Consider the following 19,636-nt stretch of genomic DNA (forward strand, 5'->3'; position numbering starts at 1 on the left):
AGATGAGTTTAACTTAAATCATCCGAACAGATTTACAGCTTATATGAAGTGATTATTCTATTTATAAGAATAATTAATGAATAATCATGATGACATTCACACAATTACCATACGAAACGTAGCAGTATGGTGGTATACGGTTAAAACTGAAGAGTTCTCTCATAATTCATGAACAAAAGGAGCGAGTTATGAGCTATGCGCACATTCTTGTCGCTGTTGCCGCCACCCCCGAAAGCCACCAGCTGTTAGCAAAGGCTGTTTCCATCGCTCGCCCTGTCAACGCCCGCATTAGTCTGATAACCCTGGTTTCAGATCCCGAACTGTATAACCAGTTTGCTGCCCCAATGCTGGAAGATCTGCGGGAAGTCATGCAAGAAGAGACCCATAACTTTATCGATCAGTTAAGCAAAGAAGCGCAGTACCCCATTGCGCACACGTTTATTACCTATGGGACATTGAACGAACACATTCTGGATGTATGCCGCAAACACGCGGTTGATCTGGTGATTTATGGCAACCATAACCACAGTTTCTTTTCGCGAGCCTCCTGCTCAGCGAAAAGCGTGGTCAGCGCAAGCCAGGTTGATGTGTTGCTGGTGCCACTTGCCGGCGATTAATCACGCCAGTTTGCTGCAGGCTGTTTGCGGGTCAGACGACAGGTTTTCCGTATGACACGATGCGACGTTCTTCAGATCGCAAATGAATCTCGCCTGCCAGTTGTTGATATCATTTTTAACAATAGTCTGCAGCATTGCCGCATGACGGGAAATGCGCTCGGCAAGCGGCATCGTCAGAGCCTGGTTTAATGCGCCCGCGACAGCATCCCGATCATAAGGGTTTACGATGAGTGCAGAAGTCAGCTCATTCGCAGCCCCGGCAAACTGCGAGAGCACCAGGACGCCAGGGTTGGCAGGGTCCTGTGCGGCGACAAACTCCTTTGCCACCAGATTCATGCCATCGCGCAGTGGCGTCACCAGTCCAACATCAGAGTAACGGAAGACCTTCATCAGTAACTTACGGTCAAAATACTGATTCAGGTAGTACAGCGGCGTCCAGCCCAGTTGCCCGTATTTACCATTGATCCGCCCGGCCTCGGTCTCTAACTGGTGACGAATATCCTGATAAGCCTGTACCTCCTCACGCGAGGTCGGTGCTATCTGCGTATAACGAATCTTACCGTGATGCTGAGGAAACTGTTCCAACAGCGCCTCGTAGGCCTGAAAGCGCTCCGGCAGGCCTTTGGAGTAATCCAGTCGCTCAACAGAGAAGATATTTTTCACATTTTTAAGTTCTGCTTTTAACTGCGCCAGTTTCGGCGGTAGCGGTCCTGATGCTTGCCGTGCAATCTCCTCAGGTGCAATACCAATAGGATAAACCTCCGTGCGGAACGCTTTTCCCCAGGCCAGATGCTGTTTCTCGCGGGGCGTAGTTACCTGAGTTTGCGCCGTCAGACAGTCAAGAAAGGCCTGGCGATCGTTGTCTGTTTGAAAACCCAATAAATCAAAGTCGCACAGTTGCTCAAGCAACGCCTGATGTGGCGGCAACGCATTGAAAATTTCGGGTGTCGGAAAAGGAATATGCAGAAAAAAACCGATGCGATTATTCACACCACGTTTGCGTAGCTCGCAGGCAAAGGGTAACAAGTGATAATCGTGAACCCAGATGATATCGTCATCGCTAAGCAGTGGCAGCAGCTTATCAACCAGTAAAGCATTCACCCGCTGGTAGCCTTCCCAGGCACTACGCTGAAACTGTACCAGGTCCAGTCGATAATGGAACGCAGGCCATAACACGGCATTGGAAAACTGGCAGTAATACTCTTCGTAATCCTGTTCACTCAGATTGAACGATGCCCAGGTGATGTTGCCACGGGTAACCTTTTTTAACGGTTGATCCTCATTACCAGTATCACCGCTCCAGCCGAACCACAGGCCGCCAGCCGCCTTCAGTGCGCCCAGCACACCTACCGCAAGACCGCCAGCGCTGCCTTTGTCATCCGGTGAGGCAATGCGGTTAGATACTACGACTAAACGACTCATAGCCACCTCTCCTGTCATTCGTTGCGTCTTGTTCCTGCTGCGGACAGTTGATGTGTTCCAGCCAATGCCAGACGTCCCTGACAGCAGCCAGACGCCATGCCGCCTGAGTCTCCCCGCTTCCCACTTTTACCGAGATACCGCCAGCGCGATTGACCACGGTAAAACCTGTTTCATCGGTCAGGTCATCACCAACAAAAACAGGGGTCCGTCCGACAAATGGCGCTTCCTGCATAAATGCCGCAATTGCGTCTCCTTTATTGGTGTCCTGTGATTTGATTTCCACAACACACTTCCCGGGCTGCAATGCCAATTGTGGCCAGATGTGGGTAATACGTTCAGCCAGCGCCAGCAGCGCGGCCTCATGCTCAGGCGCCTGCCGGTAGTGCAGAGCGAAAGCCATGCCTTTTGTTTCAAGCGTGGTCCCCGGTAACGTCGCCAGCGCCGCATGCAATAACGCCCCCGCTTCGCGCTCGACCGCCGCAGGCAGATGCACAATATGGGTTTGACCATTGATGTCACGGCGTTCTGCCCCATGAACCCCGGCGAGCGGGAAACGATAAGGGGTGGTGAGTGCGTCAAGCTCGGCCATTGAGCGCCCTGAAATCAATGCCAGAGCACCCGCATTTTGCGTGGCCAGGCGATGTAATAACTGCAGAATTGTCTGTGGAACAACAACCTGGTCAGGATGCGGTTTTATTTCAGCCAGTGTTCCGTCGAGATCGAAAAAATAAGCACAGTTTGTGGGATGCTCAGGGGGTAAGGTTCGCGATGCTGTCACCCGATTCTCCTCCTCGTCATGGTCTGTACGCCGCGCGGATCGCGCCGTATATAGGATGTATGACGGGTATAAGTATAGACAGTGTGACCGTGCTCGCCATTTAGAAAAACAATCGCCAGCCGGGTAGCGGCTGGCGATATGTCGAAGCTAGACTAAAAAGTTGGGATTTAAATCATCAAACAGTACGCTTAGCTTTTTGTTTGTAACGGTCGAAGATCACCGCCGCCAGCAGGATCAAACCTCGCACCACATACTGTGCGAATGGAGAGATATTCAGCAAGTTCATCGCGTTCTCGACCGTCCCCAGAATTAACACCCCTGCGACGACATATGAGATTTTTCCGATGCCGCCTTTGAGCGAAACGCCGCCCAACACACAGGCAGAAATCACGATCAGCTCATAACCGATAGAGGTCATTGGCTGGCCGCTGGTCATACGTGATGCCAGGATAATCCCCGCCACGGCGGATACCAGACCGGAGAGAATGAAGATAATAATCTTAGTGCGAACGACCGGCACCCCAGCCAGACGAGCCGCTTCTTCATTGCCCCCAATCGCCAGCGTATTACGACCAAACGTGGTTTTATTCAACAGCAGGCCAAAAATAATAAAGCAGCCCACGGTTAACCAGATCGGCGCCGGCAGTCCTAACCAGTTGGCATAGCCAAGCGTAAAGAAGCGCTCGTCTTCGATACCCACCGCTTTACCGTCGGAGATAATGTAGGCCAGACCGCGAACAATTTGCATGGTGGCGAGCGTCGTGATCAACGCGTTAATTTTTAAGCGTGCAATCACGAAACCATTCACCAGACCGCACAGTACGCCGAGCAACAACCCTGCCGCCACGCCAATCCACAGGCTTTCGGTCATATTAATGACCACTGCCGTCGTCACCCCTGCGCAGGCAATAACGGACGCTACCGAGAGGTCAAAATCGCCGGATGCCAGGCAAAATAGCATCCCGCACGCAACCATACCCGACATCGATACCGCCAGTCCCAGCCCCTTCATGTTGATGAAAGTCGCAAAGTTTGGCACAAAAATAGCGCAAACCAGGAACAACACGGCAAACACCACCAGCATCCCGTACTGATCCCAAATTCGGCCAAGATTTAGCGCCGACTTCGCAGCGCCTGAACCCGATGTAGAAACGGAAGACATCATACTCTCCTTATTCAGGCGACAGCCTGGCTGACTTTAGGCATAGCAAGGCTCAACGCCTGGCGTTCATCCGCCTGTTCATGAAGTAATTCACCTGCGATCTCACCTTCTCTCATCACCACAATGCGGTCGGCGACACCAAGAACTTCCGGCAGGTCACTGGAGGCAAACAGCACGGCAACACCGCGCGCAGCCAGGGCATAAATCACGTTATAAATTTCATGCTTCGCACCAACATCAATGCCGCGAGTGGGCTCATCCAGCAAAATCACTTTCATCTCTTCCGATAACCAACGCCCCAGAATGGCCTTTTGCTGATTACCGCCAGAGAGGTTCATGATCAGTTGCTCTGCACCCGGCGTTTTAATGTTGAGTGAACGGATATGATGGTCAGCATTGGTCTCTTCCCAGCCGTTGTTGATCAGACATCCCCCCGTGACATGTTTACGGCGCGCACTAATATTGATGTTGTTGCGTACCGAATGGACCGGGATGATCCCTTCAGCTTTGCGATCCTCCGGACACAGCATCATGCCTGCTTCAATGGCGTGACTGGGTTTGCGGATATCTATCGCTTGTTCGTCAATAAACACCTGGCCTTGTGTGATGCGCGTTCCGCCGAACAGACCTTTCATTAGTTCGCTACGTCCGGCACCCACCAGGCCGAACAGTCCGACGATTTCGCCGCTACGCACCGATAAGCTGATCGGGGTGCGCACGCCTGGCGCTTTTACCTCATGCAAACGCAGACGCTCCGCGCCATAAGGTCTGGCTTTCCAGCCATAGATGTCACCAAGATCACGCCCCACCATCGCCTGTACCAGTGCGTCGTGATCAACCTGCTGCATGTCCGTAAACGTTTTGACGTACTGGCCATCCTTAAACACCGTTATGGCATCGCTGAGGGCGAAAATCTCCTCCATGCGGTGCGAAACGTACAGAATGATGCGGCCCTCATTGCGTAGCTCACGAATTACGCGAAACAGATTGTCAATCTCCCTGGCAGAAAGAGAGCTGGTGGGTTCATCAAAAGCGATAATCTTGGCATTACGCGCCAGCGCCTTAGCAATTTCCACCATTTGCCACTGACCGATGGAGAGATATTTCAACGGAATATCAGGATCGATATCCATTCCCAGATGCTTTAACTGCAGCCCCGCCTCGTAGTTCAACAACGAGCGGTTCACAACCCCACCCTTATGTGGAAGCTGACCTAAATAAATGTTCTCAGCGACGGTCATTTCCGGCACCAAATGCAATTCCTGGTAAATAATGGCGACACCGACATTCAGCGCAGTGGTGGTGTCCGCAAACGAAACCTCCTGTCCGCGGATCGCTATAGATCCCGTGGTTGGCGCGTAGTTACCGCTGAGAATTTTTAATAATGTTGATTTCCCGGCGCCATTTTCACCCATCAGTGCATGCACCTGACCGGCATAGCAGTCGAAACTAATATCCGTTAGCGCTTTTACGCCAGGGAAGGTTTTGCCGATACCGCGAAATGAGAGATAGGGGGTAGACTGTTGCATAACGTCTCCGTGGATCTAAACGGTTGCCGGATGGCGGCGTAGCCTTATCCGGCCTACTCAGGGCATTATTTGTAGGCCGGATAAGATCGTTTTACGGCAGTTGCGTTATTTGCCGCCTAAGCCTTTTTTCGCCAGTTCTTCTTTGAAGTTGTCGCGAGTAATCAACACCACATCGGTAACTTCAGTAAACGCCGGCGGTTCTGCGCCTTTGGTGACCCAGTTGTAGAGCATTTCGCTGGATTTATAACCGTGAACGTCCGGGCTAGGCAGCAGTGAACCGTAGAATCCGGTGGCTTCCCCTTTGGAGAGTTCGCTAATGGCATCAACACCGTTAATACCGATACCAATCACGTTTGCTGCTTTAAACCCCTGTCCTTCGGTAGCGCGCACGCCACCCAGCACGGTGTTGTCGTTCATCCCGACAATCAGCCAGTGTTTAACTTCAGGATGTTGAACCAGCATGGAGTTTGCGGCGTCGAATGCGCCAGGGATATCATTAGATTTGGTTGGGACCTGGTAGATCTGTTTTTCCGGGAAGCCTGCAGCTTTAAGCGCTTCCATCGAACCCGAGGTACGGCGGCGCGCGGTATCCAGTTCGTTGGCGGTAATCGCCATTACAGCAGAAGATTTCACATCCCAGCCACGTTTCTGCATCTCTTTGTACAGTTCCTGGCCCTGGCGTTCACCAATTTTGGTTGCTGCCATCATCACCAATGGCACGGTATCCATTGGCTTACCTTTCGCATTGGCGAACTGATCGTCAACCGCGATGACTTTCATGTCATAGCCACGCGCCTTTGCCATAATGGCAGGCCCGAGTTTTGGGTCCGGCGTACAAATTACAAATCCTTTTGCACCGCTTGCCGCCAGGCTGTCGATAGCATTCAGGGTTTTCTCGCCGTCTGGAACGGCAATTTTAATCACTTCAAACCCAAGGTCTTTACCGGCTTTATCAGCAAACTTCCACTCTGTCTGGAACCAGGGCTCTTCCGGTTGTTTAACCAGGAAACCGAGCTTCATGGATTCAGCGATAGCGGATTGTGACATAATGGCAGCCAGACCGATGGCCGCCAGCGCTTTAGTGAATTTGTGCATGGTTAACTCCAGCTTTAACGTTCTTTTATGTAGGGTAAAATCAAACGATTTTTTGTAATTCGGACATAAAACAAGGCATTACCTTTTATTGATAAGATCAATGCCAGTGCTGAGAGTATTTTTAGCGGGAAATTGATTCTCCATAAGAGAGCGGCATCACACCCTAGAATTACAGTAGTTGCGTACATAAATTCAGCGGGAAATGACATAAAAAAACACAATTTTCAGAATAGGAAAAATAAGAAATAGCAAATTAATCCATAACCTCAGCCAGTGAATCCTTGTTCCCGAATATCGAAACATCCGGGAGTCCAGTGATTACCAGGGGTAATAAATATGGTCAGCGTGATCGCGAACAGGAATATCGTCTTCTAACAGACGTGCAGAAAGCGTAAACGCAAAATCAAAAATATGGCCCAGTCCTTTGCCACTGATAAGATTGCCATCTTCAACAACAGGCGCGTCGACATACTCGCCGTCGGTGATGGTTTGCCACAGCTCACCTGAACACACGTAGCGCCGTCCTTTCAGCAACCCATTACCCGCCAGCACTCGTGCGGCTGCCGAACAAACCGGGCAAATCAGTTTTCCTGCATCGTCATGGCGAGAGACAAACTGGACAACTGCAGCACTGGCGGCAAGATTTACGCTACCCTGTGGTCCCCCTGGCAACACGATCGCATCGTAGAAGGTATCCCGACGGGTCTCCAGCGTACTGTCGGCCACCATTGGTACGTCATGATAGCTCACCACCGCACGAGACTCTGCGCAGGCCAGCGTCTCAACCTCAATTTGCAGGCGACATAGAATATCAATAGTCACAATGGCTTCAGCCTCTTCAAAACCGGGTGCCAGTAACACCGCCACCTTTTTCATATACAACTCCTCGATTAATCCACCGATATCCAACAACAAATGCCGAATAAATCATGCCGTTAAATTTATTTAAAAATGTTCTGGCGCAAGAAATTAGGTTCTAGATAATTTCCGGACACATCACTTCTCCGGGAAATTCCCATCAAAACCAACAGTGATAATCACCAGACGTCATAGAATACCGCGCCATGAAATTTAATTTTGAGACTTGAAACTGCATTTCATTATCTTTATTTTGTATAAATTCATTATAAATCAGTTGATTACATTCACTTCACTTATATACCAAAATGGCATGACTAAGCATATTTTTATGTCAATATGTAAAAAAACATAAATAGATGGTTTTAAGGATTTTCTTGATGCCTGGCACGCGCTATGCTGATTCACGATCGGAAGCGAATATAATTCGTGATCACCTAAAGGACCGGCGGAACGGATTTATTCTGCTAACAGTATTACTCGTACGTAGATGTGAAGTGCAACGGCAGCCCGTTGCACTGGCGTTGGTGACGTACTTCTCCTTTCTGGAAATAAGGATATTGATATGGCTGCAGTTGGAATTGTTCACAAACTCAACACGCAAATGAACCTTGAGTTTTACGCATCGAATCTCTACCTCCACCTTAGTGAATGGTGCTATGAACACAGCCTGACAGGCACCGCGACGTTTCTGCGCACTCAGGCGCAGGGTAACGTGACGCAAATGATGCGTATGTTTAATTTTATGAAAAGCGCAGGGGCTAACCCCATCGTCAAGGCCATCGATATTCCCGGTGATGACCTAACATCCCTTGAAGAACTGTTTCAGAAAACGCTGGAAGATTATCAGCAGCGTTCCCGTACGCTGTCGCGTCTGACGGATGAAGCAGAAGCGTTGAACGACGCCTCAACCGCTGATTTTCTTCATGATCTGGAAAAAGAACAGCAGCAGGATGGCGTGTTGTTACAAACGATTCTTGATGAAGTTCGTAGCGCTAAACGTGCTGGACTGTGTATGGCGCAAACGGATAAGCATCTGCTAAACGTCGTAAACTACCAACATCACTGATATCCGATCGCAACACATCTGCGCCTCCCGTTCTGAGAGGCGCAAAAAAACCTTTCTAAAACCTGAAACAACGGTTTATTTTAGTGAGACTCATTCTGCGGGGTGAATTTCAGTTCGATTAACGCAACCGCTTTTTGAATTGCGCGCATCGTAACGGGATCAGCGCCCGCGGGATGGCTGGAAAAGTCGATGCTTTTCAGTTGACTGGACATTTTTTCCCGAACCTCTACCGGGGCAATAACATCAATAACATCCAGGATTTGCTTGATAACCAACTGGCAGGCAACAACGTCCGAGAGCAGTTCCTGATCGGCATTCAGTGTTTGGGACATAGTGAGCTCCTTATAGAAAGGTCGTCATAGTACCCATTCAGCGCTCGAAACGGTAGCGGCGAAAGCAGTACAGCCGCGCTGAAAATAAAAAAACAGATCCAGTTAATTTCGTTTGAGATGGCAAGCACAACATGAGTGAACATTTAGCGGTTGATAATAAACGGGGTCTTTCTCCGGCTGCACTACTGGTCGCCGGGGCCTTCTTTATGGAGTTCATCGATGGCACGGTGATTGCGACGGCCCTGCCCGATATGGCAAAAGTTTCGGCGTGCAGGCCGTTGATCTGAACATCGGCATCAGTGCTTATCTGATTACGCTGGCGGTTCTCATCCCTGCCAGTGGCTGGATTGCCGATCGTTTTGGTGCCCGAAAAGTGTTTACCCTGGCACTGGCGATCTTTACCTTCGCCTCAGTCTTATGCGGGCTCGCCACCAGCATTGATAGCTTTGTAGCAATGCGCATTTTTCAGGGTGTCGGAGGGGCACTGATGGTGCCGGTCGGCCGCCTCGCCGTTCTGCGTACCACGCCTAAACATCAGTTGATCACCGCGATCGCCACCCTGACCTGGCCTGCCTTAGTGGCCCCGATTATTGGCCCGCCCTTGGGCGGATTTATTACCAGTTATGCCAACTGGCGCTGGATCTTCTTTATTAATGTGCCGCTGGGGTTGCTGGCGATAGCGCTGGCGCTGCGTTTTATCCCGGATATTCATGATGACGAGCGTCGCCCATTCGATTTTCCCGGCTTTATTGCCACATCGGTCGCGATGGTCAGTCTGGTATATGCGATGGAACTGCTGGGAACCCAACAACCACAGGGCTGGTTAACCGCGGGACTACTGGCGCTTGGAATAGCCACGTTCCTGTATGCCCTGCGCCATTTTCGCCAATCCGCGTGGCCGATGATTCGTCTGGATGCCATGCGCGTGCCTACATTTCGTGTCACGATGTACGGAGGCTCGCTGTTTCGTGCCTCTATCAGCGCGGTACCCTTTCTGTTGCCACTGATGTTTCAGGTTGGATTTGGCATGAATGCTTTTCATGCTGGTTCGCTGGTGTTGGCCGTGTTTGTTGGCAACCTGACGATTAAACCCGCGACTACGCCGTTAATACGCTGGTTAGGCTTTAAAAAGCTGCTGCTGATAAACGGCGCGCTTAACGTGCTGGCGCTATTGGCCTGTGCGCTGATCACGCCGCAAACCCCCGTATGGGTAATTTTACTGGTGCTGTATCTGGGCGGCGTTTTTCGCTCAATTCAGTTTACCGGTGTCAGCACGTTGGCATTTGCGGATGTTCCTGCATCGCAGATGAGCTATGCCAATACGCTGTTTAGTACCGCGACGCAACTGGCTGTTGGACTGGGGATTTCGTTGGCGGCTATCGGGATCCGTATCGGGGATCAAGTGAGTGAATGGTTGTCTCTGGGGGCAATACCCGGCATCAGTTTCCGGCTGGCATTCGTCGCTATCGCCATGATTTGCCTGATAGGAATGGTTGATACCCTGCGACTTACCCGCGATGCGGGAAGCGCAGTGTCAAATAAGCGTCGATAAGCCCGATAGTTCACGCTATCAGGCCAACCGGTTTTAGCCAATAACTTCACGGACAAAGGCTTTGATCGCTTTGTCCTGGCAGTTTTCAAAGAAACACTGCTGGAAACGTGGACCTGAAACGGCGGTTTTCACCAGTTCAGGATCGATAGCGCGCAGGGTATCAAGATAATTTTCTTTTACTACTGCTGCTTTTACCTGGTTCAAAATCCCCGCATTACGCACCTGCGGGTCTTTACGCTCCGGTGGATAACCTTCACCATTACGACCGGTAAACGCTTTTTCAAACATATACCGGACGTTCAGTTCAGCCCCCCAGCCAAACCCTTTCGCAAAGGCCAGCGAGAGCGCATTACCGTTGTTGATCTGCGCAAACAGGAACGCATCCGCGGGATCAAGGCAGTAGCCGCACACCACACCGGGGTGAATATTCAGTGACATCATGGCTCCCTGACCCGTACCGCAGCCCGTTACAACGAAATCAACTGCTTTTGAATTGAGCAGAATGCTGGCCATGATGCCCAAATGGATGTAAGTCAGATGGTGATCGTTTTCGTCGCTCATCCCGACGTTGAACACAGGAAAACCTTTTTCATCCGCGACAGACTTAAGTTCATGGTGAATGATCGCGTTTTTGCTTGCCTGGCTGTTTTCCATCATCAATGCAATTTTCATTGTGTACTCTCCTGAATGCGCCGCGGGGGGCCCGCCGTAAGTCATGACATTTCAGTCACATTACTATTTAGCAAATCAGCTTTCAAATTTTATGAAATTAAGTTTCATAAAATATCGAGATGCTCACGGTTTTTACGCCAGCCTTCAGAATTGACTCATACACAGGGTGTCGTTGTGATTAATCGCAGGTGATCTTCTGGCTATTCAGGCCATTGATTAGCCGTGATGTATGTCAGGATAGCGTATCACCGATTTTTCAGAGCGATTTCATGAAGACCTTTATTCTTGCCCTCTTACCGCTCATGCTGACGGGATGCACTATCACTAAGCAGGCTCAGGTCAGCGAAGCCAGCAACATTACCGGCGTGGTTCGTCTGACTTACAACCAGGCCATGCTACAAACAGCACGTACCGACGACTACGTCGCCCAGGGTACGGCGACAAAAGCATGTCAGCGCATGGGTTATGCCAGTGCAGTCGGATTTGGCCAGCCGGTTGCGACCTGCAGCGTTTATGCCGGATCTTTGTGTTTGAATACCAAAATCACGCAGTCCTGGCAGTGCCACGGTGTTGCCGTACCACAAAATTCCACTTTCTATTATTAATCATTCCGACCAGCACATCTGCTGGTCATCTATTCTATTTTTATTTATATCATCAATTTAATAGCGTTAATGCGTTTTATTCCCATTCGCATTTTTAATAAATAAATTTATTATTTTACCTTTTGCAAATAATTAAATAACAAATTATAGTGGCGCCACGTCAATATATAATAACGTTCGTGGAGCAGAACCATGCTGAAAACAGAAATGATCGACAAACTGAATGAGCAAATGAATCTTGAATTATATTCGTCCCTGCTCTACCAACAGATGAGTGCGTGGTGCAGCTATCACAGCTTCGAAGGTGCCGCCGCGTTTCTGCGTCGCCACGCCCAGGAAGAAATGACGCATATGCAGCGTCTGTTCGATTACCTGACGGATACCGGCAGCCTGCCGCGTATTAATACCGTTTCTTCACCATTTGCAGAATATGCGTCCCTGGATGAACTGTTCCGTGTAACCTATGAGCACGAACAATTGATCACGCAGAAAATTAATGAACTGGCGCATGCGGCAATGACCCACCAGGATTATCCGACCTTTAATTTCCTGCAATGGTATGTTGCTGAGCAGCACGAAGAAGAGAAATTATTTAAATCCGTCATCGATAAGTTATCGCTGGCCGGTAAAAGTGGCGAAGGTCTTTATTTCATCGATAAAGAACTGGCAACCCTTGATACACAGAATTAATGTTGTTGGGTAACGGTGGCAGTTTGCCACCGTTATTCGAGAATCTTAGTGGCGGCAGATCTTGCTTTCATGCGTAGAGAAGCCGTCTTCTTTGGCAATAAACTTCCCCTTCGCCGCTAAAAACGCGACCAGCTCGCCCGCCGTCATGCCTTCTGCTGAACAGGTGTGAAAACGTGCCTGCTCACCAAACCGCGCGGTAATCGCCGCCTCAAGGCTGGCATGTGAATACTGCTCACCAGATTCAATCATCATGTTGAGCACTTCGTGACCGTGAATAGATTCCATACTACCTCCTCAATAAAGCCCGTAGCCTAATGTGAACCGTACAACGCTGCTTTGCGCTAACGCAGGTTTATGCGGGCAGAGCGCAGATAAATATCATTTTCAATACATCTTAATCTCCGAGCATCCGTAAACATTAATATACAGCACTTGTAACGGTGATTTGACGAAAATAGCGTTATGCCTTAACCTGCGCCGCAGATATAACCGTTGATTATCTCTGGGACAGAGGAAAGCGTGAAAAACAGAACCCTGGGTAGTATTTTTATCGTGGCGGGAACCACGATTGGTGCCGGTATGTTGGCAATGCCGCTGGCGGCGGCAGGCGTGGGGTTTAGCGTCACGCTGGTGTTGTTGGTTGGGTTATGGGCCCTGATGTGCTACACCGCGCTGTTGCTGCTTGAGGTGTACCAGCATGTACCGGCAGACACCGGGCTTGGCACGCTGGCAAAACGCTATCTTGGCCGATACGGGCAGTGGGTAACGGGCTTTAGCATGATGTTCTTGATGTATGCCCTGACCGCCGCCTACATCAGTGGTGCAGGCGAGCTATTGGCCTCCAGCATCAGCGACTGGACCGGAACCAGCATCTCGCCCACCACAGGCGTATTGCTGTTCACCTTTGTTGCCGGTGGCGTGGTATGCGTCGGGACCTCACTGGTTGATTTATTCAATCGTCTGTTGTTCAGCGCCAAAATCATCTTCCTGGTGGCAATGCTCGCGCTGTTGATGCCGCATATTCATAAGGTGAACCTGCTTACCCTGCCGCTTCAACAAGGCCTGGCGCTCTCCGCGATCCCGGTTATTTTTACCTCATTTGGTTTTCACGGTAGCGTACCCAGCATCGTCAGCTACATGAACGGCAACATCCGTAAACTGCGCTGGGTGTTTATCAGCGGTAGCGCCATCCCGTTAGTGGCCTATATTTTCTGGCAACTGGCCACGCTCGGTAGCATTAACTCGTCAACGTTTATGGGGCTCTTAGCCAATCACGCTGGCTTAAACGGTTTGTTACAGGCATTACGTGAAGTCGTGGCTTCGCCGCACGTCGAACTGGCCGTGCATCTGTTTGCCGACCTCGCACTGGCCACCTCTTTCCTCGGTGTCGCACTGGGGTTATTTGATTACCTGGCCGATCTCTTTCAGCGGCGTAATACTGTGGCCGGCAGGATGCAAACGGGCGTCGTGACGTTCCTGCCACCGCTGGCATTTGCTCTTTTCTATCCGCGAGGTTTTGTCATGGCGCTGGGATATGCAGGCGTTGCCCTGGCCGTTTTGGCTCTGTTGATCCCCTCCATGCTGGCCTGGCGGAGCAGAAAGCACAACCCGCAGGCAAACTACCGTGTAGTAGGTGGCACGCCAGCGCTGGCGCTGGTCTTTATTTGCGGCATCGTGGTGATAGCCGTGCAGTTTTCTATTGCCGCAGGGCTGCTGCCTGAAGTGGGTTAACGGAGATTTTGCCTGATGGCGCTTCGCTTATCAGGCCTGCTATTGACTCTGTAAAGTAAAAGGGGCTTACGCCCCTCTCTCTTAATGCAGGCAGCACTGTTTATATTTTTTACCACTGCCGCACGGGCATGGGTCGTTGCGCCCCACTTTGGCATCAACTTTTACCGGGACGTTAACCGGTGCTTCCTGCGGATGCGCCATCCAATAAGCGTGCAGATCCAGCGCCGCCAGACGAATGGCATCCACGCTCTCTTCAAATGCCTCTGGCGTCAGTTTCTCTACCACCTCGAAGTTTTCTTCTGTCCCGTGTAGCGCAATCGCATCGAGAGCGGGCTTCAGCGAATCAGGTAGCGTTGACCAATCCGACAACGCGACGCCTCGCATATAGCCAAAGCACCACTCTTCTACGATAGTCAGCTCATGCTCTTCAATTTCACGCAGGCCGAACAGCGGTTCAAACTGCTCCGGGAACTCATCCAGACGATCGGCCGTATCCGCCATATGCTGGAACGCAAGATTCATGAAACGCGCCATTTCTTTTTCGGAGGACCAGCGCGGAACATACTGTGCACCGCCCCAGATAGCGACCAGCCACTGCTCTGGCTCGATCTCATACGGTGAGCTGAGCACCGCCGTCAGTAAGCCATCCAGCTCTGACACATCCAGAATAGACTTGTCCGTATTGTACTTAGTCAGTACATCATCCAGCCATTCCAGTTCGCTCTCGTTTAGTGGTCCCGTTTTCATAACGCTTTTCCTTAGTAAAAATTCTTGCCTGTGATTATCTTACATAGCTGGTGGGATATCAGATCCAAATGGGCATGAGCGGCTTACAGGTACCGTCAATTCAGGTTAACAGGAAACGAGGGGAATTCCGGTAGTTAACGCACAAAAGGGAGCATCAGCCGCCGGGCATCATACGCGGAAAACAGAACAAAACCACCCGAAGGTGGTTTATTGTGGCTCAATACGGTTCAACGTTGCGGTATACCCCGTTTTCGCCACCGCGTTAAGGAGCGTATCGGTAGAAAATCCCTCGGGGACGATAGCTTCTGCCTGCCGGGTTTTGAGCGAAGATTTGGCTTTAATCACCCCATCCGTTTCACGTAGCGCCTGGTTGACCGAAATGACACATAACGAGCAGGTCATATTTTGGATATCCAGCACCACTTTCTGATTGGCAGCCTGAGTCCACAATGGCAACAGTAAACATGCGATTAACGTAATAATCTTCACTCAAACACCTCATAAAACCAGGCCACGATCGTGGGGTAAAACAACACCGGCAGAATCAGCGCCAACGCACACCAGTAAAGAACGCGCGCTTGCTTCAGGGACAGCCATCCGGAACACCATAGTTTTTTAGAAAAGTAGAGCCGCCAGAAAACACGCAACAATAGCCCTAAGGACAGCAACATCAGGGGAATGCGCAGAAACTCAAACTGAGTGAACACGGCAAAGCTCGCCGCCGAAATACCAAACAGCAGATACAGCAGTGGTCCGACGCAACATAAGCCAGCCGTGACGGCAGCCGCGGCGGCCGTCAGCAGGGTCAATCCCGCCCCTTTAGCGTTGTTCTGTTGCGACATAGCGGTAAGAGAACGCTTTCGGGTCATAGAAATTGATGGGGTCACCGTCCACTTCAGCATAAGGATAACCAAAGTTGTTCATCGCGCCCTGCTCTGTAGCCGGGTACAGTTCAAAGTCACGACCATAGTTGAAGCCAACCCAGTTCATTTCCCAGTTGCCAAACAGATAGGTATTCACCGCCTGGACGTCCACATCCTGATGCGTTTTTTTCTCCGCAAGACGCATTTTGGTCACATCGGCCGGATCGCACGGTAACCAGCCGTAACCCGCCAGGTAGAACTCCGCACGGCAGTGCTGCCCCCCGCTAACATCAGCAACACCTGCACTGTCGGCTTTACCAAATGCACTTGTTGAGTAGCGCTCCAGCTTGTTTGCTTTCCCCAGACGAATCCCGAACAATTCACGTGCAGGAATGCCGCTGGCTCGGGCCAGGGCGACAAAAACAGAGCTCATGTCGGTGCATTTGCCCTTGAGCTTCCCGCTTTTCAAAATCTCCGCTACATCCCCGGTTCCGCAGCCGATAACGTCATTATCGCGCTCCATATGACTGCTCACCCACTCGTAAATCAGGCGAGCTTTTTTCAGCGGGTCTTGTTCATTACCGGTAATTTTACGCGCCGTTTCCAGGACCAGCCCATCAATCGGAGTGTGCGTTGTTGGCAGCAGATACGGTTTTACATCCAGCGGGTAAGTAATCTGTTCCGGTGCTTGCCAGTTTTTTAACGCGTCATGCTGCAGGGGCTCCCAATCGGCTGTCTCAATATCGAGATCAACCTTAATCAGCAGTTCTCCCTGCGAGTCGGGCCAACTGGCAAACAACGTTTTCGCGCCATAGACATTGTTGGTTGTGACGTACGCTTGTTTGTAATTGCCGCTAAAAGCAAGATTTGTCATTTGCTGGAATGCGGTATCGACCGGCAAAGGTATCCACAACTTCACGACGCCACTCGACCCCTTTGGTGGGTTGAGCTTATACGTTTGCGATAGCACAAAGCGCCGACGTGCCACCGGCACGGTTGCAGGCTCAGCAGCCTGGACCGTGCAGCTAACAATCGAAGGGCCGACTATACCGGCGGCGGAAAGGAAAACGCTATTTTTGAGAAATTGTCGACGTTGCATTGCTGTCTGTCCATGTTATGAGAGTTGAGCGACGGCTGAATAAAAAACCGCAGGCGATCATCACAGCAGACAGACGCTGACAAAAAAAGGCGAGTCGATGGAGGTTATTCATCAATAACAGACCTGTTAACTGTGAATGAAATAAGAAACTACGTGGCCGCCATTAAGCCACTTACCGGCGCGAAAGTACAGTAATGGCGGCATGAAGATCCCTCATCTTTATTAAGGAAACACCGCCAAAAACCTGTCTATATTTAAATGCAGGTACCTCCGCAGCACCGATGTATTTCGAAGCAGCGCGTATTTACTCACTTCCCCCATTGCCGCAAAAGAATGTCCTGGTCGATGGTGGTATCGTGGCGAACGATCCAGCACTGTGTGCCTATTCCAGGGCGATTAAGGTTAGCAACGGCGGGATTTTTAACTTTCAGGGACAAAACGGCCCCTGAGAGCAGAGGACGAAGAACCTATCCCAGCAAGCGTTATTGGCGCAAACAGTTTGAGCACTGCCAGCGGCGAAATGGCAAGCAAAATAGCCCTAATGGGATAGGCTCTGAATCAAAATATATACACATGGGTGCCAAGTTTACGGGCTAATCCCTTCGCCCCCTCGCGCATTACCGTATCGTGGTTCCAGCGAAATACCGGTGCCGCCAGTGGGGCAAGTATATTCATCCAGCGAATCGTAGTTCGTACATTCCAGTCGTACCTGACAATAGTCTCCCTACCGGTATCAATAAAAGACCATACCCCGCGCCCTTCAACCTCGCCGCTGGCAGCACCTTCAAGAAGAGAGTACTGCAAAATATTTAATACACTGATATCAAAGGTTAGACGATACGGAAGCACACCCTTCCAGGTGTAACGATGCAACGCTCCGACTCCCTGTATATCGCCTTTTTTAATCTCAACAACACGCTCAAGGCTTCTCCACCATTCTGGCCACTGAGCCGGGTGGGAGAAAACATCCCAGACATCCTGCAGTGAAGCCTCAACCCGCCAGACTGTGGAAAACTGATAGTCAGCCATCGCCTTCTCTCCCCTATGGGGTGAAAAATCTGCGGCACCTGCCTGTGCTACGAACAGGCATAATCACCTGTGAGCTGTTTTTATTATAGTGCTTAATTACACGGCCAGGCCTCCCAGAATCACCGCCTCAGCCGCCAGAAAATGGTTGTTTACCGCCCGGATAAGAGCGTCATCAAACGCTATACTTTAATAGCCACATTATTTATGAGTATTTATCATGAAACTGCCACGGGTATTTTCATGCGCCGTCCTTGCGCTACTGCTGTCGGCGTCTTCATCAGTTGCAGCAGGCACATTGCAAAGTCAGGCTCAAAGAGAGCAAGAGTTGAGTGCTGCGTTAGCTGCCGGTAATGGCGTTATCGTGATTGGCGGAGCGGATGATTTTGCGTTTACGCTCAGAGCCCGTAGCCGGCTCCACAGACCCTTTACGATTCAGGATGGCATTAACGATCCCCTCATAATGAGCGGTTTTCAGAACCACAACGATAACCCCGCCCGTGATGGGTTCATGAACAACCCGGCCCGCGGAGGGTTTATGCTGAGCACGCCTATTCGCCGATAAGCGAATGGGCAAATCATATTGGTGAATTGGGCGTTTTGGCGGTTTTGCTTTACTGCCGGGTATTGCGACGCAAGCTATAAGCTGTCAGTCCGTTTCAGGCACAAAAAAACCACCCGTAGGTGGTTTCACGACACTGCTTATTGCTTTGATTATTCTGTTCTTTCCCATGGTACCCGGAGTGGGACTTGAACCCACACAGCGCGAACGCCGAGGGATTTTAAATCATGCGTGTTATCGATAGCAATCAACAAGTTAAAGGATTATTTCACCATTAATTCATTTTTTTATTATCTGAACATTCAAAAGGTTACCGTTAGCCCTCAGACCCCAATGGTGAAGCATTTACAGTCGTGAAGATCCACTGTGCGTGACTACCTGAGCCCTATTCAACATAATCTGATGAAGTGATCCTACTAACCCAATCAAACATGATTTGCATATGGTTGCCTTCAGGTATTTTAATTCCAACATGGCAAGCATTAACACCCGTGGTATCACCTACAATAATTCTGCCATCAAGCATATAAACCCTGATGCCTACCCCTTGCTTGAAACACTTATTGCATATCGAAAAGAAATCCTGCTTTGTTGGTTCATTTGGCTGGGTATTGAATGTCCCGGTCATCACTAACGCAGTACAAATATCAGAGTTATCGTTTAGTTCCTCAAGAGAGGCAAGAGACTCAAGTTTTACTTCGATCCTGTTGCTTCCTTTGGGAATATCTGACGCCAGAATTAAGTTCTCATTCGGATTGAATTTTGAGATGTAACCAATGATCGATTGCCCATTGCAGCTAACCAGTTTTACCAGGCAATCATTAAAACGCAGATACTGTATCCGACGAGCGAGCATTGAATAGTCACGCGGCCACATCTCTGCTACTCGACCGTAAGAAATATCATTCATTGCCAGAACATCCATTTAATCCTAAAAGTATTATTCTAAACGAAAAAACCCCGCCTGAGCGGGGTTTGTGCGATAAGTGTAAATTAACGCAGCAGAGACAGGACGTTCTGCGTGGTCTGGTTTGCCTGCGCCAGAACAGAAGTACCCGCCTGTTGCAGAATGTTTGCGCGAGACATGTTGGACACTTCGGTCGCGTAGTCAGCATCTTCGATACGGCTACGGGCTTCAGACAGGTTGTTGACGGTGTTACCCAGGTTGGTGATGGTAGAGTTGAAACGGTTCTGTACCGCACCCAGGTCGGAACGCAGGTCAGCAAC

The 19,636-nt window shown here is 50.2% G+C and carries 23 protein-coding genes and 1 pseudogene; 8 read left to right on the forward strand and 16 right to left on the reverse strand.

Features of this window, described 5'->3' with window-relative positions; all coding sequences use genetic code 11:
• The first annotated feature begins 188 nt into the window (after positions 1–188).
• Positions 189–617, forward strand: a complete 429-nt coding sequence (uspC, locus tag RYZ59_RS19890) for a universal stress protein UspC (RefSeq protein WP_137381549.1) — start codon at positions 189–191, stop codon at positions 615–617.
• On the opposite strand, the gene otsA is transcribed toward uspC, so the two are convergent.
• From otsA to RYZ59_RS19920, 6 genes are all read right to left on the reverse strand, one after another.
• Positions 618–2,039 (reverse strand): alpha,alpha-trehalose-phosphate synthase, encoded by a 1,422-nt coding sequence (otsA, locus tag RYZ59_RS19895; RefSeq protein ID WP_318050268.1) that lies wholly within the window; start codon positions 2,037–2,039, stop codon positions 618–620.
• Positions 2,014–2,817, reverse strand: coding sequence for a trehalose-phosphatase (gene otsB / locus RYZ59_RS19900; protein WP_318050267.1), 804 nt, complete (start codon positions 2,815–2,817; stop codon positions 2,014–2,016). Before otsB ends, otsA begins: the two co-directional genes overlap by 26 nt.
• 175 nt (positions 2,818–2,992) lie before the next feature.
• Positions 2,993–3,979 carry an arabinose ABC transporter permease AraH gene (araH, locus tag RYZ59_RS19905; RefSeq protein WP_048211343.1) on the reverse strand — a complete coding sequence of 329 codons (987 nt, stop codon included), beginning with the start codon at positions 3,977–3,979 and terminating at the stop codon, positions 2,993–2,995.
• A 14-nt stretch (positions 3,980–3,993) separates the two neighbouring features.
• Positions 3,994–5,508 (reverse strand): L-arabinose ABC transporter ATP-binding protein AraG, encoded by a 1,515-nt coding sequence (gene araG, locus RYZ59_RS19910; RefSeq protein ID WP_318050266.1) that lies wholly within the window; start codon positions 5,506–5,508, stop codon positions 3,994–3,996.
• Positions 5,509–5,613: 105 nt separating this feature from the next.
• Positions 5,614–6,603: an arabinose ABC transporter substrate-binding protein gene (locus tag RYZ59_RS19915; protein WP_202038375.1), complete on the reverse strand. Its 990-nt coding sequence runs from the start codon at positions 6,601–6,603 to the stop codon at positions 5,614–5,616.
• 318 nt (positions 6,604–6,921) lie between these two features.
• Positions 6,922–7,479, reverse strand: coding sequence for a DJ-1/PfpI family protein (locus RYZ59_RS19920; protein ID WP_318050265.1), 558 nt, complete (start codon positions 7,477–7,479; stop codon positions 6,922–6,924).
• A 547-nt stretch (positions 7,480–8,026) separates the two neighbouring features.
• Here RYZ59_RS19920 and RYZ59_RS19925 point away from each other — a divergent pair.
• A complete protein-coding gene (locus tag RYZ59_RS19925) occupies positions 8,027–8,530 on the forward strand; it encodes a non-heme ferritin-like protein (protein WP_137381544.1) in 504 nt (167 codons plus the stop codon).
• A gap of 80 nt (positions 8,531–8,610) precedes the next feature.
• Here the strand turns inward: RYZ59_RS19925 and RYZ59_RS19930 are convergent, their stop codons facing one another.
• A complete protein-coding gene (locus RYZ59_RS19930; RefSeq protein WP_005127709.1) occupies positions 8,611–8,862 on the reverse strand; it encodes a DUF2766 family protein in 252 nt (83 codons plus the stop codon).
• 131 nt (positions 8,863–8,993) lie between these two features.
• On the opposite strand from RYZ59_RS19930, the pseudogene RYZ59_RS19935 reads away from it, so the two are divergent.
• Positions 8,994–10,414: pseudogene (locus RYZ59_RS19935) on the forward strand (MFS transporter).
• Positions 10,415–10,447: 33 nt separating this feature from the next.
• Here RYZ59_RS19935 and RYZ59_RS19940 read toward each other — a convergent pair.
• On the reverse strand, positions 10,448–11,086 hold the full coding sequence (locus RYZ59_RS19940) for an RpiB/LacA/LacB family sugar-phosphate isomerase (protein WP_318050263.1): 639 nt from the start codon (positions 11,084–11,086) through the stop codon (positions 10,448–10,450).
• 269 nt (positions 11,087–11,355) lie between these two features.
• Here RYZ59_RS19940 and yecR point away from each other — a divergent pair, with 269 nt between their 5' ends.
• Both yecR and ftnA read left to right on the forward strand, forming a co-directional pair.
• Entirely contained in the window at positions 11,356–11,691 is a 336-nt protein-coding gene (yecR, locus tag RYZ59_RS19945) for a YecR family lipoprotein (protein ID WP_318050261.1), read from the forward strand.
• 192 nt (positions 11,692–11,883) lie between these two features.
• A complete protein-coding gene (ftnA, locus tag RYZ59_RS19950) occupies positions 11,884–12,381 on the forward strand; it encodes a non-heme ferritin (RefSeq protein WP_005127719.1) in 498 nt (165 codons plus the stop codon).
• 45 nt (positions 12,382–12,426) lie between these two features.
• On the opposite strand, the gene RYZ59_RS19955 is transcribed toward ftnA, so the two are convergent.
• Positions 12,427–12,666, reverse strand: coding sequence for a YecH family metal-binding protein (locus RYZ59_RS19955; RefSeq protein WP_005127720.1), 240 nt, complete (start codon positions 12,664–12,666; stop codon positions 12,427–12,429).
• A 234-nt stretch (positions 12,667–12,900) separates the two neighbouring features.
• On the opposite strand from RYZ59_RS19955, the gene tyrP reads away from it, so the two are divergent.
• Positions 12,901–14,112 (forward strand): tyrosine transporter TyrP, encoded by a 1,212-nt coding sequence (gene tyrP, locus RYZ59_RS19960; RefSeq protein WP_005127721.1) that lies wholly within the window; start codon positions 12,901–12,903, stop codon positions 14,110–14,112.
• 81 nt (positions 14,113–14,193) lie between these two features.
• Here the strand turns inward: tyrP and RYZ59_RS19965 are convergent, their stop codons facing one another.
• From RYZ59_RS19965 to RYZ59_RS19980, 4 genes are all read right to left on the reverse strand, one after another.
• Positions 14,194–14,859: a YecA family protein gene (locus RYZ59_RS19965; RefSeq protein ID WP_137381539.1), complete on the reverse strand. Its 666-nt coding sequence runs from the start codon at positions 14,857–14,859 to the stop codon at positions 14,194–14,196.
• Positions 14,860–15,066: 207 nt separating this feature from the next.
• Positions 15,067–15,348, reverse strand: coding sequence for a heavy-metal-associated domain-containing protein (locus RYZ59_RS19970; RefSeq protein ID WP_048211334.1), 282 nt, complete (start codon positions 15,346–15,348; stop codon positions 15,067–15,069).
• Positions 15,345–15,701, reverse strand: a complete 357-nt coding sequence (locus tag RYZ59_RS19975; protein ID WP_202038371.1) for a mercuric transporter MerT family protein — start codon at positions 15,699–15,701, stop codon at positions 15,345–15,347. Before RYZ59_RS19975 ends, RYZ59_RS19970 begins: the two co-directional genes overlap by 4 nt.
• Positions 15,679–16,821 carry a transglutaminase family protein gene (locus RYZ59_RS19980; protein ID WP_318050255.1) on the reverse strand — a complete coding sequence of 381 codons (1,143 nt, stop codon included), beginning with the start codon at positions 16,819–16,821 and terminating at the stop codon, positions 15,679–15,681. Before RYZ59_RS19980 ends, RYZ59_RS19975 begins: the two co-directional genes overlap by 23 nt.
• 281 nt (positions 16,822–17,102) lie before the next feature.
• Here RYZ59_RS19980 and RYZ59_RS19985 point away from each other — a divergent pair, with 281 nt between their 5' ends.
• A complete protein-coding gene (locus RYZ59_RS19985) occupies positions 17,103–17,270 on the forward strand; it encodes a hypothetical protein (RefSeq protein WP_318050253.1) in 168 nt (55 codons plus the stop codon).
• Between the two features lie 109 nt (positions 17,271–17,379).
• Here RYZ59_RS19985 and RYZ59_RS19990 read toward each other — a convergent pair whose 3' ends face one another.
• Complete coding sequence (locus RYZ59_RS19990; protein WP_318050251.1) at positions 17,380–17,850, reverse strand: SRPBCC family protein; 471 nt, start codon at positions 17,848–17,850, stop codon at positions 17,380–17,382.
• 217 nt (positions 17,851–18,067) lie between these two features.
• Between RYZ59_RS19990 and RYZ59_RS19995 the strand changes: the two genes are divergently transcribed.
• Positions 18,068–18,412, forward strand: coding sequence for a hypothetical protein (locus RYZ59_RS19995; protein ID WP_318050248.1), 345 nt, complete (start codon positions 18,068–18,070; stop codon positions 18,410–18,412).
• Between the two features lie 382 nt (positions 18,413–18,794).
• Here RYZ59_RS19995 and RYZ59_RS20000 read toward each other — a convergent pair whose 3' ends face one another.
• Positions 18,795–19,319 (reverse strand): phase 1 flagellin transcriptional repressor, encoded by a 525-nt coding sequence (locus RYZ59_RS20000; RefSeq protein WP_167736280.1) that lies wholly within the window; start codon positions 19,317–19,319, stop codon positions 18,795–18,797.
• Positions 19,320–19,402: 83 nt separating this feature from the next.
• The coding region (locus tag RYZ59_RS20005; protein ID WP_318050243.1) for a flagellin at positions 19,403–19,636 on the reverse strand (234 nt) is incomplete at its 5' end.

The organism is Citrobacter sp. HN-141 (assembly GCF_033341895.1).
Classification (GTDB): Bacteria; Pseudomonadota; Gammaproteobacteria; order Enterobacterales; family Enterobacteriaceae; genus Citrobacter.

What these genes read in the sequence shown, in the direction of transcription:
- RYZ59_RS19930 (WP_005127709.1), bottom strand. Translation starts at nt 8,862, where the DNA reads ATGTCCCAAACACTGAATGCCGATCAGGAACTGCTCTCGGACGTTGTT.
- RYZ59_RS19965 (WP_137381539.1), bottom strand. Translation starts at nt 14,859, where the DNA reads ATGAAAACGGGACCACTAAACGAGAGCGAACTGGAATGGCTGGATGAT.
- RYZ59_RS19975 (WP_202038371.1), bottom strand. Translation starts at nt 15,701, where the DNA reads ATGTCGCAACAGAACAACGCTAAAGGGGCGGGATTGACCCTGCTGACG.
- otsA (WP_318050268.1), bottom strand. Translation starts at nt 2,039, where the DNA reads ATGAGTCGTTTAGTCGTAGTATCTAACCGCATTGCCTCACCGGATGAC.
- RYZ59_RS19925 (WP_137381544.1), top strand. Translation starts at nt 8,027, where the DNA reads ATGGCTGCAGTTGGAATTGTTCACAAACTCAACACGCAAATGAACCTT.
- araG (WP_318050266.1), bottom strand. Translation starts at nt 5,508, where the DNA reads ATGCAACAGTCTACCCCCTATCTCTCATTTCGCGGTATCGGCAAAACC.
- RYZ59_RS19980 (WP_318050255.1), bottom strand. Translation starts at nt 16,821, where the DNA reads ATGCAACGTCGACAATTTCTCAAAAATAGCGTTTTCCTTTCCGCCGCC.
- RYZ59_RS19995 (WP_318050248.1), top strand. Translation starts at nt 18,068, where the DNA reads ATGAAACTGCCACGGGTATTTTCATGCGCCGTCCTTGCGCTACTGCTG.
- ftnA (WP_005127719.1), top strand. Translation starts at nt 11,884, where the DNA reads ATGCTGAAAACAGAAATGATCGACAAACTGAATGAGCAAATGAATCTT.
- RYZ59_RS19915 (WP_202038375.1), bottom strand. Translation starts at nt 6,603, where the DNA reads ATGCACAAATTCACTAAAGCGCTGGCGGCCATCGGTCTGGCTGCCATT.
- yecR (WP_318050261.1), top strand. Translation starts at nt 11,356, where the DNA reads ATGAAGACCTTTATTCTTGCCCTCTTACCGCTCATGCTGACGGGATGC.
- RYZ59_RS19940 (WP_318050263.1), bottom strand. Translation starts at nt 11,086, where the DNA reads ATGAAAATTGCATTGATGATGGAAAACAGCCAGGCAAGCAAAAACGCG.
- RYZ59_RS19955 (WP_005127720.1), bottom strand. Translation starts at nt 12,666, where the DNA reads ATGGAATCTATTCACGGTCACGAAGTGCTCAACATGATGATTGAATCT.
- RYZ59_RS19920 (WP_318050265.1), bottom strand. Translation starts at nt 7,479, where the DNA reads ATGAAAAAGGTGGCGGTGTTACTGGCACCCGGTTTTGAAGAGGCTGAA.
- RYZ59_RS19990 (WP_318050251.1), bottom strand. Translation starts at nt 17,850, where the DNA reads ATGGCTGACTATCAGTTTTCCACAGTCTGGCGGGTTGAGGCTTCACTG.
- RYZ59_RS20000 (WP_167736280.1), bottom strand. Translation starts at nt 19,319, where the DNA reads ATGAATGATATTTCTTACGGTCGAGTAGCAGAGATGTGGCCGCGTGAC.
- uspC (WP_137381549.1), top strand. Translation starts at nt 189, where the DNA reads ATGAGCTATGCGCACATTCTTGTCGCTGTTGCCGCCACCCCCGAAAGC.
- RYZ59_RS19985 (WP_318050253.1), top strand. Translation starts at nt 17,103, where the DNA reads ATGTATTTCGAAGCAGCGCGTATTTACTCACTTCCCCCATTGCCGCAA.
- araH (WP_048211343.1), bottom strand. Translation starts at nt 3,979, where the DNA reads ATGTCTTCCGTTTCTACATCGGGTTCAGGCGCTGCGAAGTCGGCGCTA.